This is a genomic window from Stagnimonas sp. FW305-C-60 (assembly GCF_058782965.1).
Genome location: NZ_JBYSYF010000002.1, coordinates 396,976 through 412,566, shown reverse-complemented (window position 1 = coordinate 412,566; position 15,591 = coordinate 396,976). Strand labels below are relative to the sequence as shown.

Sequence of the window (15,591 nt, the reverse complement as noted above, 5' to 3'; positions counted from 1 at the left end):
GGGCGAAGGCAGCCCATTGCCGCTTTCAGCCAGCCCTAGGCAACCGGTTGAGGCTGGGCTGGCCCCAACACCTCGACCCTCACCGCAGTCACCTTGTATTCCGGCGAATGCACCATCCGGTCGCGTTCGCCAGACGTCACGCGGTTGAGGAAGATGTCTGGCCGATGAAAGCTCGCGAAGAGCTCGCCGGGCTTGACCGTAGCGGTGATCCGCACCGGCAACTCGGCGCTCCCATGTCGGCTGACGATCCGCACGATCTCGCCGTCGCCGATCCCCAGGTGCGCCGCGTCGGTTGGCGAGATGTCGAGCGTATCGCTCGCTTCGAGCCGGGCGTTGGGCGTGCGATAGGTCATGGTCCCGGCGTTGAAGTGATATAGCCGGCGTCCAGTGTTCAGCAGCAGAGGAAAGTCGGGGTCGCAACGCTCGCGAGTCGGTGCGAAGTCGATGCATTTCAGGGCTGCGGTGCGGCTACCCGCGAAGCTCTCCGCGTGCAGCGACGGCGTCCCTGGATGGCGCTCGTCGGGACAGGGCCAGTGCAGGCTCTCGCGCTCGAGGCGCGTGTAGGTTAGGCCTGCTCCGGCCGGCCACAGCGCGCGCACCTCATCCCAGATGCCTTCGGCCGAGCCGAAGGTGAAACCTTGCTGATAGCCCATGCGGCGCGCGACTTCCTGGATGATCCACCACTCGGGACGAGCCTGCCCCGGCGGCTCGACGGCCTTGCGGATGCGCTGCACTCGGCGATCGGAATTCATGAAGGTCCCGTCGCGCTCGAGGAAGCTGGCGACCGGCAGGAACACCGTGCCGAAGGCCTTGGCCGTCTCGTTGAGGAACAGGTCCTGGACCACGACGAGGTCAAGCCGGCCGAGCGCCTGCTCGGCACTACCGGCGTTGGCGAGCGTCAGATACACGTCGTAGCCCATCACCCAGAGTGCGCGCAGCCGGCCGGCCGCGGCGGCGTCGATCATCTGCATCAGGTCGAGGCCGTGCGCCTCCGGCACCGGCGCACCCCAGACGGCCTCGAAGCGCGCGCGGGCCTGCGGGATCGACTGGCTGCCGGTAAGCGAACTGGGCTCGCAACCCATCGTCGCCGAGCCCTGCACATTGTTTTGGCCGCGTAGCGGATTGATGCCGGTGCCCGGCCTGCCGAGGTTGCCGGTCAGTAGCGCGAGATTGATCAGCGTCATGACGCCTTCCGTGCCCTGTACATGCTCCGTCATGCCGAGGCCATGGAAGCAGATCGACGCACCGCTGCCCGCGTACAGGCGCGCCGCCCGGCGGATGTCCGCTGCCGCGACGCCACACTCACCCGCCGCGCGCTCAGGCGCATAGGCGCCGATGAACGCGGCGAAGGCCTCGAAATCGGTGACGCGCTCGCGCAGGAACGCCGGGTCGACCAAGCCCTCCTCGACGATGCACGCCGCCATCGCGTTGAACAACGGCAAGTTGGTGCCGGGCCGTGGCGCCAGGTGCAGGTCCGCGTACTGCGCGAGCTCGATGCGGCGCGGGTCGATCACGATCAGCTTTGCACCCTGGCGCACCGCCTGCTTGATGCGTGCGCCGACGATCGGATGGTTCTCGGTGGGATTGCAGCCGCAGAGCATGATCAGCTGCGCCTGCTCGATGTCGTCGAAGCTGCTCGTCGCGGCGCCGGTGCCGAGCATCGCTTTCAGCGCCTTGGCCGACGGCGCGTGGCACACGCGCGCGCAGCAGTCGACATTGTTGGTGCCGATGACCACGCGCGCGAACTTCTGCGCGAGGTAGTTCTCCTCATTGGTAGCGCGGGCGGAGCCGAGCACGCCGATCGAATCCGGGCCCGCCTGCTCACGGATCGCCGCCAGACGCGAGGCCACATGGTCGAGCGCGGCGTCCCAGCTGACCTCGCGCCACTGCCCCTGATCGCGAATCATCGGCGTGGTGATGCGGTCGCTCGCCGTGCCGAACTCCCAGGCATAGCGGCCCTTGACACACAGGTGGCCACGGTTGACGGGGCTGTCCGCGGGCCGCACCTGCACCACGCGCCCGTCGCGCGTGCCGACTTCCATCTGACAGCCGACGCCGCAGTACACGCAGGTGGTGCGTGTCCAGTTCGTTGCCGGCTGGGGGCTGCGCTTGTCGAAGATCGCCCCGGTCGGGCAGGTGTCGGCGCAGGCGCCGCAGGACACGCAGCCGCTGTCGAGCAGCGTCACCCCGTGGGCCGGGGCGATGCGCGTGTGCTCACCGCGCTGCCAGGTCTGCCAGACGAACTGCCCCTGCACGTCCTCGCAGATGCGAACGCAGCGGTTGCAGTGGACGCAGCGATCCATGTCGAGGCCGAGATACGGATGCGTGTCGTCGACGAATCTGGACGACGACGACGTGCCGCGCGCGGCGACGCCATGCTCGGCGAGGAGGCGGTGAAACGGATGTTCCGGGGTGTCGGCTAAGGCCTGTGCCGGATAGTGGTCGGCGATCAGCTGCAGGTTGGTACGGCACAGCATCTCGAGGCGCCCGCTGCGCGTGTGCACCACCATGCCTTCACTCGCCGGCAGGCTGCAGCTGGCCACCGGGCGCGGCTGCCCGTCGATATCCACCAGGCACAGGCGACAGGCGCCTTGGGGCGCCAGCCGTGCGTCATGGCACAGGTGCGGCACGGAGATTCCGGCTGCGGTCAGCGTCTCGAGCAGTGTCGCGCCGGGGGCGAACCTGATCGCGTGGCCATCGGCGGTTAGCGTAGACATGCCGCCACCTCGTCGGGGAAATACCGCTTGAGCGACTGCGCGAACTCGGCCAGGCCGCGCCCGTGTCCGCACAGGCTCGTCGCGGCCAGCGCCTCGACCAGCGCGTCGAACTCGCGCGGGCCTTCCGGGCGGTCACCTTGCCCGGGGCTAAAGCGCCGCGCCAGCAGCGGCACGCCCAGGTGGCAAGGCACGCACTTGCCGCAAGATTCATCGGCGCCGAAGCGGAATAGCTCTGCGGCGATGTCGCGGATCGAGGTATCGTCGCAAAAGGCAATGACCCCACCGTGCCCGACTGCCCCGCCCACGGCCTGCATCTCCTCGAAGCCGAGCGCGACATCGAGTTGCGTCGGCGGCAGCAGGCCCGCCAGCGGGCCGCCGACCATCAGCCCCCGTAGCGTCCCGCGCCGCAGCCCGCCACCCAGCCGTTCGACGATGTCGCGCAGCGTGATGCCGAACTCGACTTCGTAGAGTCCGGCTCGGCGGAACAGCGAACTGAGCGACAGCAGCTTGGTGCCGCGACTGTGCGAGAAGCCCAGCGCCGCATAGCGCCTGGCGCCGTTCTCGACGATCCACGGGACGGAGCACAGCGTTTCGACGTTGTTGACCAGCGTCGGAGCGCCGAACAGCCCCCGCTCGAAGATCTGCGGCGGCTTGACACGAACCTCCGGGCGGCGGCCCTCGATCGCGTTGAGCATCGCAGTCTCCTCGCCGGCCAGGTAGCTGCCTTCGCCGATGTGCAAAGTCAGGTCGAAGTCCGCGCCGAGCCAGCCCGCGCCGCGCGCCTCGGTCAGCGCGCGCCTGAGGCTGGATGCCGCCGCCGGATATTCGCAGCGCAGATAGATGACCCCGGCACAGGCGCCGACGGCGTGCGCGGCAATGCGCAGTCCTTCGATCAGGCGAAACGGATCTTCCTCCATCAGCAGGCGGTCGCTGAACGCGCCAGGGTCGCCTTCGTCGGCGTTGGCCACCACGTACTTGCAGCTTGCCGTCTGGCGCGCCACGGCGCGCCATTTGGCCCCCGTCGGAAACCCGGCGCCGCCGCGACCGCGCAGCTCTGAGGCCTCGACCTGCGCCAGTACTTCCCCGGGCGGCTGCGCCAGTGCGCGCTGCAGCGCCACACCGCCACCGAGTGCCAGGTAGCGCGCCAGCGTGCCGGCGCCACCCGCGCGGATGCGCTCCAGCAGTACCGGCTCGCGGGCCTGCACTTCTACGCGTGGCCGCACATCGTCGCCGCCGTGGGCCGGCGCAGCGTGGCATCGGCCGAGGCAATACACCCGCGGCTCGGCCTGGGCCTGGAGCCAGCGCGCGGGGTCGTCCTGGCGCGCGGCAAAGCAGGCCAGGCCCGCGCAAGCGCGGTCGGCAACCGCGATGTCGCGAAGATGGTAGAAGCTGCTCGCTGCGGCGCAGGCAGCGAGGTCTGCCCGCCGCGTTGGCTCAGTCGGCACGTCGCACCTGCTCGCGCCGAGGCTTCGCCTGCGCCACCTGCCGCGGCACCTTGACGAAGCGGTCCGGCGTCACCGAATCGCCCCGGCGTTTCGTAGCGGAGAGTTCCTACGCATAGGTGGACACCCCTTGGTTATGCGCATTGGGCTTCAAACCCGGTGGGAGATCGCTAGCCAAGTGCAGAGTGTAGGCGCTGGGTGTGGTGGAGATCGATATCGCTTTTGATCGATGTGCGGAGTGCTTTTCCGCAGGCGAATCGTTCACGGCACCTGTCTGTTGGCACCGACGCTGGATCGACCACTTTTCGGCGCAAACCCCGATTTAAACAGGCGTTCCCGGTTGTCCCCGTCTTGCTGAATCTCCGTTCAGAGCTTTTTTTACCGGGGCGTGACAGGAATGTTGCAGTAATTTTCTGGCACGCTTCTTGAACCAAGCGATCAGGTGTTCACTCAAGGACAGCGGTATGAAGCTAAAGGGATTTTTCGGCATTGCTCTTTCTATTGCTTGCGCCGCCTGCGGCACCAGCAGCAAGCCGGAAGAGGGCAGTTTGCCGCCGGATTCTTCCGCGGCTCCTGCTGGAGGTGGTAGCTGCGCCAACGCGCCAAGTCCGCACGTCGCCTCCACGCGGGATCGCTACTCCCTCGCCAACGGCTGCTTCGTAATCAAGTCGGTGGCGTCCAAGGGCTATGCGCTGAAGGACGGCAATGGCAACTACGCTGCGACCGCGTCCGCGGCCTCGGGTGGCGAACCCTTACTGCTGCGACCGACCGGTCTGGGCAAGTACCTGTTCTATGCCAAGGATCAGAGCTTCCTCGCCGCCACCAGTGCGGAGGAAGTGGGCAGCGTGGATGCGCCCGAGGATGCGGTGGTGTGGACGGTGGACAAGTCCGCCGACGGTCACTTCAGCCTCGTCTCCGAGCAGGAAGGTCAGCCGCTGGCGGTGGATGGCTCGGGTGCGCTGGTACTCGCCAGCAATGGAGCGACCGCCTTCGACTTCGAGCCCAGCACCGGCTGTACTCCGTATCCGGAAATGCCGGTCGGCATCCAGGGCCGCACCTACAAGGGGCAGGGCATCGACAAGCCGGTGATCGGCTACGCCGACGCGCACACCCACATGGCGATGGGCAGCGAACTGTCGGATGGCAGCGGTGGTGTTGGCCCCTCGGCGGCCGGCATCATCTACGGACAGATGTTCAATCGCTTTGGCGTGACCGAAGCGCTCGGCAACTGCCAGGCCTTCCACGGTCCGAACGGCATATTGGACGGCGAGTGGATCGTTGCCGGCACCGCGCCCGGCACCCACGACACCCAGGGTTGGCCGAGTTTCGTCGACTGGCCGAAGATTCCCAACATCAGTCATCAGGCGATGTACTACAAATGGGTCGAGCGCTCCTACATCGCCGGCCAGCGCCTGATGGTCAATCTCGGCACCAATATCGAGGCGCTCTGCCAGTTCGGCTCGCTGACGCTGGGCACCAAGTTTGCCGACTGCAACGACATGAGCATCGGCATCAAGCAGCTCAAGTACGCCTACCAGATGCAGGACTACATCGACGCCCAGGAAGGTGGTCCTGGCAAGGGCTGGTACCGCATCGTGCAGTCGCCGGCGGAAGCCCGTCAGGTCATCAACGAGGGCAAGATGGCGGTGGTGCTGGGCCTGGAGTTCTCCAACATCTTTGGCTGCGGTACCAAGTCCATCGCCGGCATCGGCGAAGTCGCGCAGTGCACCAAGGAAGACATCGACGCCGGCCTGGAGGAGGTCTACAAGCTTGGCGTCCGCCAGCTCTACCTCTACCACGACATCAACAACGCGCTGGCCGGCACCGGCATCTTCAGTGGCGTGGTGATGGACCTGCTCGGCTTCCTGCAGACCGGCTCGTTCCGCGACACCTACACCTGCCCAGCCGAAGAGCACCAGTGGTTCGCGCAGGACAAGGGGCTGCCTCACTTCGCCGACTTCTACATCGCCGGCGCCGTGCAGGAGGCCTCGCTGCCGGTCAACACGCCGCTCACCGATTTCCTGCTGGGCATCACCAACGGCATCCTGCCGATCTACCCGCCGGGCCGGCAGTGCAATGCCAAGGGCCTGACCGATCTCGGCCGCTACGCGCTGCAGGAGGCGATGAAGAAGAAGATGGTGCTCGACACCGATCACGCCTCCATGCTGGTCAAGAACGAGATGATCGACGTCGCCCGCCACCAGGCCCCGGTGTATCCGCTGATCTCGGTGCACGGTGGCCACGGCGGCCTGACCAAGGAGATGGCCAAGGACATCCTCGATCTCGGCGGCATCATCTTCCCCTACAACCCCAACGGCGTGATGGCCAAGTCGGTGTTCGACGAGCTCAAGACCATGTGGCCCTCCGACCGTCCGCTGGGCATGGGTTATGGCTTCGACGGCAACGGCTTCGGCGGCTATCCGGAACCGCGTGGCGCCAGCCGGCCGCAGATCAGCTATCCGTTCAAGCTGTTTGAAGGTCCGGGCTGGGGCCCGCAGTTCGCGGCGGCTGGCATCAAGCCGGTGACGGTGGAGATGCTGACCATCCCCGAGAGCGGCAAGTCCTGGAACGCCGATGTCGACGGCACGCCGCACTACGGCCTGATGCCGGACATCGTCGAGGAGCTGCGCCTGGAAGGCGGCGAGGAGGCGGTGAGCGCCTTCTACAACTCCGCCGAGGCCTATATCCGGATGTGGGAAAAGGTCTACAACCGCTAAGCCCCGCGGCGTCGGGCGGCGGGCACGCCGCCCGGCCTCAGCGGCTGGTGATCGGCTGCGCCAGGATCCACAGGCCGACACCGGTAAACAGCACCATCAGCAGCAGCATCGGCAGCTGACTGAGTGCGGCGCGGCCGCGGCTGGGGAACAGCCGCAGCGCTTCCAGATGCGCGAGATAGACGCTGACGATGTGGCCGAACAGGATCAGCCCCACCTGCACATGCCAGACCAGGCCGATGTCGGGCAGGAAGGGCGCGCGGAACAGGCCGGCGGTGCCGAACAGATTCCAGCCCCGTCCGAAGGGATCGGACAGCAGGCTTAAGATCTTCACGCCCTGGGTGAGGATCAGCGTGTAGTAGTGGGTGATGTTGTAGACCAGCACGATCGGCAGCAGCGACAGCGCGAAGCGCAGCGCCAGTTCGCGCAGCGGCAGGCGGCTGCCGGTGATCAGTTTCATCAGGCCGATCGCCAGCAGATACACCGCCAGGTACACGAACGGCGAGATCAGCAGGCAGAAGCTCTGGAAGGCGAAGTACACCGGCCGCAGGGCAGGGAAGGCGTAGATCGCCTTGGTGCCGACCCAGGCTTCGAGGATGCCCCAGGGATCGCTCCAGAACAGCTGCAGCCAGGTGCGGGTCGCCATCAGGCCGTCGAAGGCGGTGGACGACAGCATGAACAGCACGAACACCAGCAGGCTCCAGCGTTCCGCCGGCTGTTCCAGCAGGCCGCTGAAGGGCCTGCGCAGCCGCAGCCGGCCCTGTTCATAGGCGAGCGGCGCCATCTTCGCGATCAGGCGCAGGAACACCGCGAAGAACTCGCCGTAGCGGAACCAGTCCCTGGCGCCGAAGGCCCAGACGCCGGCGAGCGTCAGCAGGCTGTAGACCGAGAGCATCACCGCCAGCGAGAACGGCCGGGTGTGGGCGAACAGCTCGATCCAGATGAAGGCCATGTAGAAAGCCAGCGCCGGCCAGTAGGCCAGCCGCTCGGGATAGCGCCAGCGCCCGCGCGTGTAGCCGGGGATCAAACGGCCCAGCCCGTCCGCCAGCGTCCGCCAGGGATTGATCGCCGCGTAGAGGTCGCCGACCAGGGCGGTGGCATAGGCGTAGGCCAGCACGAAGACGATCCAGAAGAAGGTCATGCTGAAATTGCGGTAGGGGTCGCCGTTGCCGAAGAAGCCGGTGGCGATCGTCAACGCCAGCCCGAACAGGGCGATCAGCCGCAGCGCGGATTTCAGGCGCGGTAGGGCGAGGGGCAGCGTTGTTTGCGGACGCGAGGCGAAGGTTTCTTCCTTCGCGGTGGCGAACCAGGCCACCAGCAGGAAGGACAGCAGCAGCGCCGCCGTCGCGCCGTAGATGTACATCCAGAACGGCACCGGCAGGTTGTAGAGCCGGCCAAAGGAATGCGCCTGCGCCGCGCCCGGGAGCCAGGCCAGGTGCCCCAGGGCGAGTGCGGTCGGTAGGCGGCTTTGCCTCATTGTCGAGTACACCGGGTTGCACCTCGGATCATCCAGCCCCGCGCTCGAAGCGATGGGTGGCTACGGCAAACGGGTTCGTCGCAGGATTGCGACCGGGCGGGCCTCGGACGGCCAAGGCGCTACCGGCTGGCGGCGCGATTTTCGCTGAAGCCAGCGTGCACCGTCAGCGGTGCCCCACCTTGCCGAACCGCAGCCTTTCTTCAGCCCCGCGTCGCATGACGCAAAATCTAGTCCGGAAACGCGAAACCGCCGCCGCGGAACAGTTTCAGACAGGCATCCGCCGCCACCGGGTCGTAGGCGCTGCCGCGGCCACGCTCGATCTCCTTCAGCGCGATCTCGACGCCCAGCGCCGGCCGGTAGGGGCGGTGCGAAGACATCGCCTCCACCACATCGGCGACGGTCAGGATGCGCGACTCCAGCAGGATCTGTTCGCCCTTGAGTCCCTGCGGATAGCCGGAGCCATCGAGCTTCTCGTGATGCTGGTGAACGATGTCGGCAATCGGCCAGGGAAAGGCGATGCCGCGCAGGATTTCATAGCCGGTCTGGGCATGACTCTTGATCAGCATCATCTCGATGTCCGAGAGCCGGCCGGGCTTGGAGAGGATCTCTGCCGGCACCTTGATCTTGCCCAGGTCGTGGATGCTGGCTGCCAGCTTGAGCCCCTGTATCCGGTCTTCCGCCAGGCCGATCTCGCGGGCGATGGCGGCGGACAAGAGGGCGACCCGATGCTGATGGCCGGCGGTATAGGGATCGCGCGCTTCCAGGGTGCCGGCGATTGCCTCGATCGACTGCTCCAGGCCTCTGCGCAGGGTTTCCTCGTGGTGACGCTGCGCGTCGGCGATGCGATCACGCTCGGCCCGCGTACGCAGGGTCTGGATGCCGAAACTCAGGTCGGCGGCCAGTTCTTCCAGCAGCCGCACTTCCTCGGCGTCGAAGGCGTCGGGAGCACTCGCGTAGATCGTCAGCGCGCCGAGTACCTTGGCATCGCAGACTAGGGGCAGGGCGACGCTGGACTGGTAGCCGCGCTCAATTGCCGCCGCGCGCCAGGGCGCCATTTTCGGGTTGGTGAGCACGTTCTGGTTGACCGTCGTCTGCGCGCTGCGGATCGCGGTGCCGGTCGGCCCCTGGCCGTATTTGTTGTCGCCCCAGGAGATGGTGATTCCGTCCAGATAGCCGCTCTCATGACCAGACCGGGCGACCGGCTTCACCGACTGCGCGGCGTCATCTGCGGCATAACCCACCCAGGCCATCACGTAGCCACCGCTGTCCACGCACAGTCGGCAGACTTCCGCCAAGAGATGGGACTCCTCGTCGACATGGACCAGCGCCATATTGCAGTCGCTGAGCAGGCGCAGGGCGCGATTGAGCCTGCGCTGCGTCGCCGCGCTTTGCCGCAGATCGCTGGTCATCGCCTCCGCCATGGCCAGCGCGCGCGCCCGCCCGGTCACCAGCAGCCAGGCCACCAGGGCCAGCAGGAGGCTGCTGAGGCTGCCGTAGAAGGCGATGATGCCGGCCTTGCCGCGCTTGAGCCGGGCATCGAACTCCGCCTTCGAGGTGACGACCAGGGTCCAGGGGTGATCGAACAGCCGCAGGTGCCGGACGGTGTGGTAGCGCCCGGAAAACGGGTGGAGCACCGTGGGTTCGGAGTCGAACATCAGTTGGGCCGGATCGGCGTCGGTGCCGTCGTAGATTTCCAGGTGCAGGCTGTTGCCTACCTCGTCAAAGTGGTTCCCGAGAATGCCGGTCATCAGGTTGCGCATGCGAAACGGCGCGTAGACCCAGCCACTCAGGCTCTGGCGGCGCTCCGCTGTGGTTTGCGGTGCTGTCTGCGGCCGATAGATCGGCAGATACATCAGAAAGCCCGGCTGCACGTCCTTCTCGGTTTCCTGCACCAGCCGTACCTTGCCGGAGATGCTGGTCTTGCCCTGATCGCGCGCGGCTTCCATCGCCGTGCGTCGGATCGGTTCGGAATACATGTCGTAGCCGATCGCGCGCTGATTGCGCCAGTCGGCGGGCTCCAGATAGATGATCGAGCTGTAGAGGTCACGAGCGCCCGGCGGGCGGATGTCGTAATTGACGAGTCCTTCGGCACGCAGCGCCTGGACGTGGCTGGCCTTGTCCTGCGGGCTCACCAGCCGGGCATAGCCCAGCCCTTGCATGCCGGGGAATTTCTCCTCCAGCTGCAGGGCCTGGAAATACCGGGTGAACTCCTGGCGCTCGACCACTTCCGAGGCGGCGAACAGGCCGGCGGCGCCCTTGAGCACCTGCTCGTAGTTCTTCAGGCGCGTGTGGACGTCGTCGGCCAGTTCGTCGGTGCGAAAATTGAACTCGGCATCCAGCGCCTCGCGCGCCGATTCCTGGACTAGGTTCTGGAGCCAATAGGTCAGCGATAGTCCAAGCAACAGCAAGGCCCAGGGCAGCATGAGAAAGCGGGCAGCCGGGGCTTTGCTGTTGAGCATGAGGCACTCTAGCAGGGCGTTTTTGGCTTGGTAGGCCGCGCGTAGGCGTGGCGGTGGTTTCCAGCCGATGAGCCAGACCTGCCGGCTTCAAAATGGCGTTTTTTCCAAATGCGGCGCCGTGCCGAATTAGGGATGCAGACCCTGCTCGCGCTGCTGCCGATAGGCGGTGGGCGACATACCCTTCCAGCGCTTGAAGGCACTGATGAAGGCCGCCGGCTCGGTATAGCCCAGGCGTTCGGCGATCTCGGCCAGTTTCATGTGCGCCGACAACAGCAGCTCCTCGGCGAGGGTCTGTCGTACCTCGTCGACCAGGGCGCGGAAGCTGGTGCCTTCCTCCTCCAGGCGCCGACGCAGGCTGCGCGGCGCCAGCAGCAACTCGCTGGCCACCGCATCCAGCGCGGGCATCTCCGAGGGGCTGCGCAGCAGGCGGTCGCGCACCTGTCCGGCGACGCCGGAGCGCACCCGCCGGCGCGCCAGCAGCTGCCGGCACTGCTCTTCGCACATGCGCGCCAGCAGCGGATTGGCCTGGGGTAGGGGGGCGTCGAGATCGCGCGCCGACAGCAGCACCGCGTTGCTGGCGGCGCCATAGCTGGGGCGCACGCCCATCAGCTTCTCGAAGCGCCAGCCGTAGTCGGGGCGGGCGAAGCGGAACTGCGCGCTCTTGGCCGGAAAGCCGCCGGGGCGCATCTCCCAGGCGGCATTGGCCCAGGCGGCGAGATCGCGCTCGACCAGGAACTGCCGAACGTCGGCTGGCAGCTGGCTGTCGTCGAGCACGATCAGGAGATCCTCGCCGCGGTTTTCCAGCCGGTAGCGGACCAGGGCGTAGCTCAGGTCCAGGTAGCGCACCGCGAGTTCCGCCGCGCCGCGGAAGGTCGGGCTGCTGAGCAGGGCGAAGCCCCAGATGCCATGGCTGGACAGGTGGTAGCGCAGGCCGGCATCCAACCCCAGGCCGGGCACCTGGCCGAGCCCGGCGAGCAGGTTGCGGACCACCTGCAGCTCCTGGCCGGCGGTGATCTCGGTGGCCGGATCGGATAGCGCCGCGGCGCCGATGCCGGTGTCGCGCAGGCAGTGCTCCAGCCCCAGGCCACGCTCCGCCGCCAGCCGCGTCAGCAGCTGCACGCTCAGCACCGGGCGGCGCACTTCCATGGTGGACATCGGGATTACCCCTTAGGGGCGACTCAACAGGCGGCCATTATTCACCGGAAGGAACGTCCGCGAGCGAGGCTGACGGCGGCCAAGCTGTCGAGGCCGTGGCCTAAAACATTAACCGACTGGCCTGCGTCCGCATGGGCAGGAGGAGGCGCCGAGGGCAGCATCCTTGACCAGTTTTCCGCTCCTACCTGACCAGGCCCACTGCGATGACCGAAGCCTATATCTACGACCACGTACGCACTCCGCGCGGCAGGGGCCGCGCCGACGGCGCCCTGCACGAGATCACGCCGCTGCAACTGGGCACCCAGGTGCTGGCGGCCCTGCGCGAGCGCAATGGGCTCGACACCGCGCTGATCGACGATGTGATCTTCGGCATCGTCTCGCCGGTGGGCGAGCAGGGCGCGGTGCTGCCGCGCCTGATCGCGCTCAACGCCGGCTATGCCGAGACCGTGTCCGGCGTACAGGTGAACCGCTTCTGCGGCTCCGGCCTGGAGGCGGTGAGCCTGGCCGCGGCGCGGGTAATGTCGGGCATGGCCGAGGCCGCCATCGGCGGCGGCGTGGAGTCGATGTCGCGGGTGGCGATGGGCTCCGATGGCGGCGCCTGGGCCAGCGATCCCAGCCTGGCGCCGAAGGTGTACTTCACCCCGCAAGGCATCGGCGCCGACCTGATCGCGACGATGGACGGCTACCGCCGCGAGGATGTCGATGCGTTCGCGGTGGAGAGCCAGCGCCGCGCCGTGCAGGCCTGGCAGGAAGGCCGCTTTGCCAAGTCGATCCTGCCGGTGCGCGATGTCATCGGTCAGGTGGTGCTGGAGCGCGACGAGCACATCCGCGCCGGCACCACGCTGGCCGATCTGGCCAAGCTCAAGCCGGCCTTCGAGCAGATGGGCCAGATGGGCGGCTTCGACGCGGTGGCGCTGCAGCGCTATCCGCAGGTGGAGGCGATCAAGCATGTGCACACCGGCGGCAATTCCAGCGGAATAGTGGATGGCGCCTGCGGCGTGCTGATCGGTAGCAAGGCCTATGGTGAGCGCGTGGGTTTGAAGCCGCGCGCACGCATCCGCAGCTTCGCGGCGATCGGCTCCGAGCCCTGCATCATGCTCACCGGCCCGGCGGCGGTGTCGGAAAAGGCTCTGAAGCTGGCCGGCATGAAGGTCGGCGACATCGACCTGTTCGAGGTCAACGAGGCCTTCGCCTCGGTGGTGATGCGCTTCATGCGCGCCCTGGACGTGCCGCACGAGAAGGTCAACGTCAACGGCGGCGCCATCGCCATGGGCCATCCGCTCGGTGCCACCGGCGCGATGATCCTCGGCATCGCCCTCGACGAACTGGAGCGGACCGGCAAGGCCACCGCGCTGGCCACGCTCTGCGTCGGCGCCGGCATGGGCAACGCCGCGATCATCGAGCGCGTCTGAGCGCGCCTCCACGAAATTCCTTATAGGACTTCCACTAGGACTTCCGACATGACTGCTTTGAAATTCGAACTCGGTGCCGACGGCATCGCCCTGCTCAGCATCGACGTGCCCGGGCGGCCGATGAACGTGCTGACCCCGGAACTGCTGGCCGAGCTGGCGCAGGCGGTGGAGCGCATCGCCGGCGATGCCGCGATCAAGGGTGCCATCCTCACCTCCGGCAAGCCCGGCGCCTTCGTCGCCGGCGCCGATCTCAAGGACCTGGTCACCGCCTTCGACCGTGGCATCGACGCGGTCGAGGCCTCCAAGGCCTCCTCGGAAATCTCCGCCCTGTTCCGGCGCCTGGAGACCAGCGGCAAGCCCTATGCGGCGGCGATCAATGGCCTGGCCCTGGGCGGCGGTCTGGAGCTGTGCCTGGCCTGCCACTACCGGGTGCTGGCCGACGACGCCAAGACCGTGATCGGCCTGCCGGAAGTGCAGGTGGGCCTGCTGCCGGGCGCCGGCGGCACCCAGCGCCTGCCGCGCCTGATCGGCATCCCCAACGCGCTGCCGCTGCTCTTGCAGGGCAAGCAGGTGAAGCCGGCGGAGGCGCTCAAGCTGGGCATCGTCCAGGCCCTGGCGCCGGCCGCCGAGGTGGTCGCCAAGGCGCGCGAATGGCTGCTCGCCACGCCCAGCGCCGAGCAGCCCTGGGACAAGAAGAACTTCCGTATTCCCGGCGGCGCCGGTCCGATGGCCGCACATGCCAGCCAGACCTTCATCGCCGGCAATGCCCTGACCTCGGCCAACACCAACGGCAATTACCCGGCGCCGCCGGCGATTTTGTCCTGCGTGTACGAGGGCACCCAGCTGCCGATCGACACCGGCCTGCGCGTCGAGAGCAAGTACTTCGGCAAGCTCTTGTCCGGCGCGGTGGCGCGCAACCTGATCCGCACCCTGTTCGTGAACAAGGGCGCGGCGGAGAAGCTTGCCAGCCGGCCGCAGGGCGTGGCCAAGTCCAAGGTGGCGAAGCTGGGCGTGCTCGGCGCCGGCATGATGGGCGCCGGTGTCGCCCATGTCAGCGCCAAGGCCGGCATCGAGGTCGTGCTGCTGGACGCGACCCTGGAGCAGGCCGAGAAGGGCAAGGCCGGCATCGCCGCGCTAGAGGCCAAGGATCTCGCCAAGGGCCGTACCTCGCAGGACCGGATCGACGCCCTCCTGGCGCGCATCAAGCCCACTGCCGACTACGCCGATCTCGCCGGCTGCGACCTGATCGTCGAGGCGGTGTTCGAGAAGCGCGAGCTGAAGGCCGAGGTCACCGCCAAGGCCGAGGCGGTGATTCCGGAGACCGCGACCTTCGGCTCCAACACCTCGACGCTGCCGATCACCGGCCTCGCCCGGGCCTCGAAGCGGCCGGCGCAGTTCATCGGCATCCACTTCTTCTCACCGGTGGAGAAGATGCCGCTGGTGGAGCTGATCGTCGGCCAGGAGACCAGCCAGGAAACCATCGCCAAGGCGCTGGACTACGTCGCCCAGATCAAGAAGACGCCGATCATCGTCCGCGACTTTCCCGGCTTCTTTACCAGCCGGGTGTTTGGCACCTTCACCCAGGAAGGCCTGCGCATGCTGCTCGACGGCATCGCGCCGGCCTTGATCGAGAACGCCGCCAAGCTCGCCGGCTTCCCGGTCGGGCCGCTGGCGGTTTCCGACGAGGTGACGCTGAGCCTGCAGCAGAGCATCTTCAAGCAGCAGGACGCCGATGGCCTGGCCGAGAGGTATCGTGGCCGCATCGGCCGGCCGGTGATCGACAAGATGGTCGACGAGCTCAAGCGCCCGGGCCGCCGCTTCGGCGCCGGCTTCTACGACTATCCGGAAGGCGGCGGCAAGCAGCTCTGGACAGGTCTGGCGCAGGCCTTCCCGGTGAAGGCCGAGCAGCCGGACGTCGAAGTGCTCAAGCAGCGCTTCCTGACCATCATGGCGCTGGAGACCGCGCGCTGCTTCGAGGAGGGCGTGGTGGTGAATCCCATCGACGCCGATCTCGGCTCCATCCTCGGCATCGGCTATCCGGCCTGGACCGGCGGCACGCTGTCCTACATCGACACCCTCGGCGCCAAGGTTTTCGTCGCGCAGTGCCAGCGGCTGGCGCAGGTCTGGGGCGAGCGCTTTACGCCCTCGCCCTGGCTGATCGCGCGCGCGGCGAGCGGCGAGCGCTTCTATCCGCTGGCGCAGGCGGCCTAGAGGC

The 15,591-nt window shown here is 67.4% G+C and carries 9 protein-coding genes; 3 read left to right on the top strand and 6 right to left on the bottom strand.

What is annotated here, in order from left to right:
* Positions 1-35 precede the first annotated feature (35 nt).
* The 3 genes from fdhF to AC3WT6_RS08740 form a co-directional block, all read right to left on the bottom strand.
* Positions 36-2,717 (bottom strand): formate dehydrogenase subunit alpha, encoded by a 2,682-nt coding sequence (gene fdhF, locus AC3WT6_RS08750; RefSeq protein ID WP_492653195.1) that lies wholly within the window; start codon positions 2,715-2,717, stop codon positions 36-38.
* Positions 2,705-4,162 (bottom strand): complex I 51 kDa subunit family protein, encoded by a 1,458-nt coding sequence (locus AC3WT6_RS08745; RefSeq protein WP_492653194.1) that lies wholly within the window; start codon positions 4,160-4,162, stop codon positions 2,705-2,707. The genes fdhF and AC3WT6_RS08745 overlap by 13 nt, the downstream gene beginning before the upstream one ends.
* Before the next feature lie 319 nt (positions 4,163-4,481).
* Positions 4,482-4,757, bottom strand: coding sequence for a hypothetical protein (locus AC3WT6_RS08740; protein WP_492653193.1), 276 nt, complete (start codon positions 4,755-4,757; stop codon positions 4,482-4,484).
* Between the two features lie 73 nt (positions 4,758-4,830).
* On the opposite strand from AC3WT6_RS08740, the gene AC3WT6_RS08735 reads away from it, so the two are divergent.
* Positions 4,831-6,876: a peptidase M19 gene (locus AC3WT6_RS08735; protein ID WP_492653192.1), complete on the top strand. Its 2,046-nt coding sequence runs from the start codon at positions 4,831-4,833 to the stop codon at positions 6,874-6,876.
* 37 nt (positions 6,877-6,913) lie between these two features.
* Here AC3WT6_RS08735 and AC3WT6_RS08730 read toward each other — a convergent pair whose 3' ends face one another.
* The 3 genes from AC3WT6_RS08730 to AC3WT6_RS08720 form a co-directional block, all read right to left on the bottom strand.
* On the bottom strand, positions 6,914-8,350 hold the full coding sequence (locus tag AC3WT6_RS08730; protein ID WP_492653191.1) for a hypothetical protein: 1,437 nt from the start codon (positions 8,348-8,350) through the stop codon (positions 6,914-6,916).
* A gap of 227 nt (positions 8,351-8,577) precedes the next feature.
* Positions 8,578-10,809, bottom strand: a complete 2,232-nt coding sequence (locus tag AC3WT6_RS08725) for a CHASE domain-containing protein (protein ID WP_492653190.1) — start codon at positions 10,807-10,809, stop codon at positions 8,578-8,580.
* Positions 10,810-10,935: 126 nt separating this feature from the next.
* Positions 10,936-11,964 carry an AraC family transcriptional regulator gene (locus tag AC3WT6_RS08720; RefSeq protein ID WP_492653189.1) on the bottom strand — a complete coding sequence of 343 codons (1,029 nt, stop codon included), beginning with the start codon at positions 11,962-11,964 and terminating at the stop codon, positions 10,936-10,938.
* Between the two features lie 203 nt (positions 11,965-12,167).
* On the opposite strand from AC3WT6_RS08720, the gene AC3WT6_RS08715 reads away from it, so the two are divergent.
* Positions 12,168-13,376, top strand: coding sequence for an acetyl-CoA C-acetyltransferase (locus AC3WT6_RS08715; protein ID WP_492653188.1), 1,209 nt, complete (start codon positions 12,168-12,170; stop codon positions 13,374-13,376).
* A gap of 48 nt (positions 13,377-13,424) precedes the next feature.
* Positions 13,425-15,587, top strand: a complete 2,163-nt coding sequence (locus AC3WT6_RS08710; RefSeq protein ID WP_492653187.1) for a 3-hydroxyacyl-CoA dehydrogenase NAD-binding domain-containing protein — start codon at positions 13,425-13,427, stop codon at positions 15,585-15,587.
* The last annotated feature ends 4 nt before the right edge of the window (positions 15,588-15,591 follow it).

What these genes read in the sequence shown, in the direction of transcription:
- fdhF (WP_492653195.1), bottom strand. Translation starts at nt 2,717, where the DNA reads ATGTCTACGCTAACCGCCGATGGCCACGCGATCAGGTTCGCCCCCGGC.
- AC3WT6_RS08730 (WP_492653191.1), bottom strand. Translation starts at nt 8,350, where the DNA reads ATGAGGCAAAGCCGCCTACCGACCGCACTCGCCCTGGGGCACCTGGCC.
- AC3WT6_RS08725 (WP_492653190.1), bottom strand. Translation starts at nt 10,809, where the DNA reads ATGCTCAACAGCAAAGCCCCGGCTGCCCGCTTTCTCATGCTGCCCTGG.
- AC3WT6_RS08720 (WP_492653189.1), bottom strand. Translation starts at nt 11,964, where the DNA reads ATGTCCACCATGGAAGTGCGCCGCCCGGTGCTGAGCGTGCAGCTGCTG.
- AC3WT6_RS08715 (WP_492653188.1), top strand. Translation starts at nt 12,168, where the DNA reads ATGACCGAAGCCTATATCTACGACCACGTACGCACTCCGCGCGGCAGG.
- AC3WT6_RS08710 (WP_492653187.1), top strand. Translation starts at nt 13,425, where the DNA reads ATGACTGCTTTGAAATTCGAACTCGGTGCCGACGGCATCGCCCTGCTC.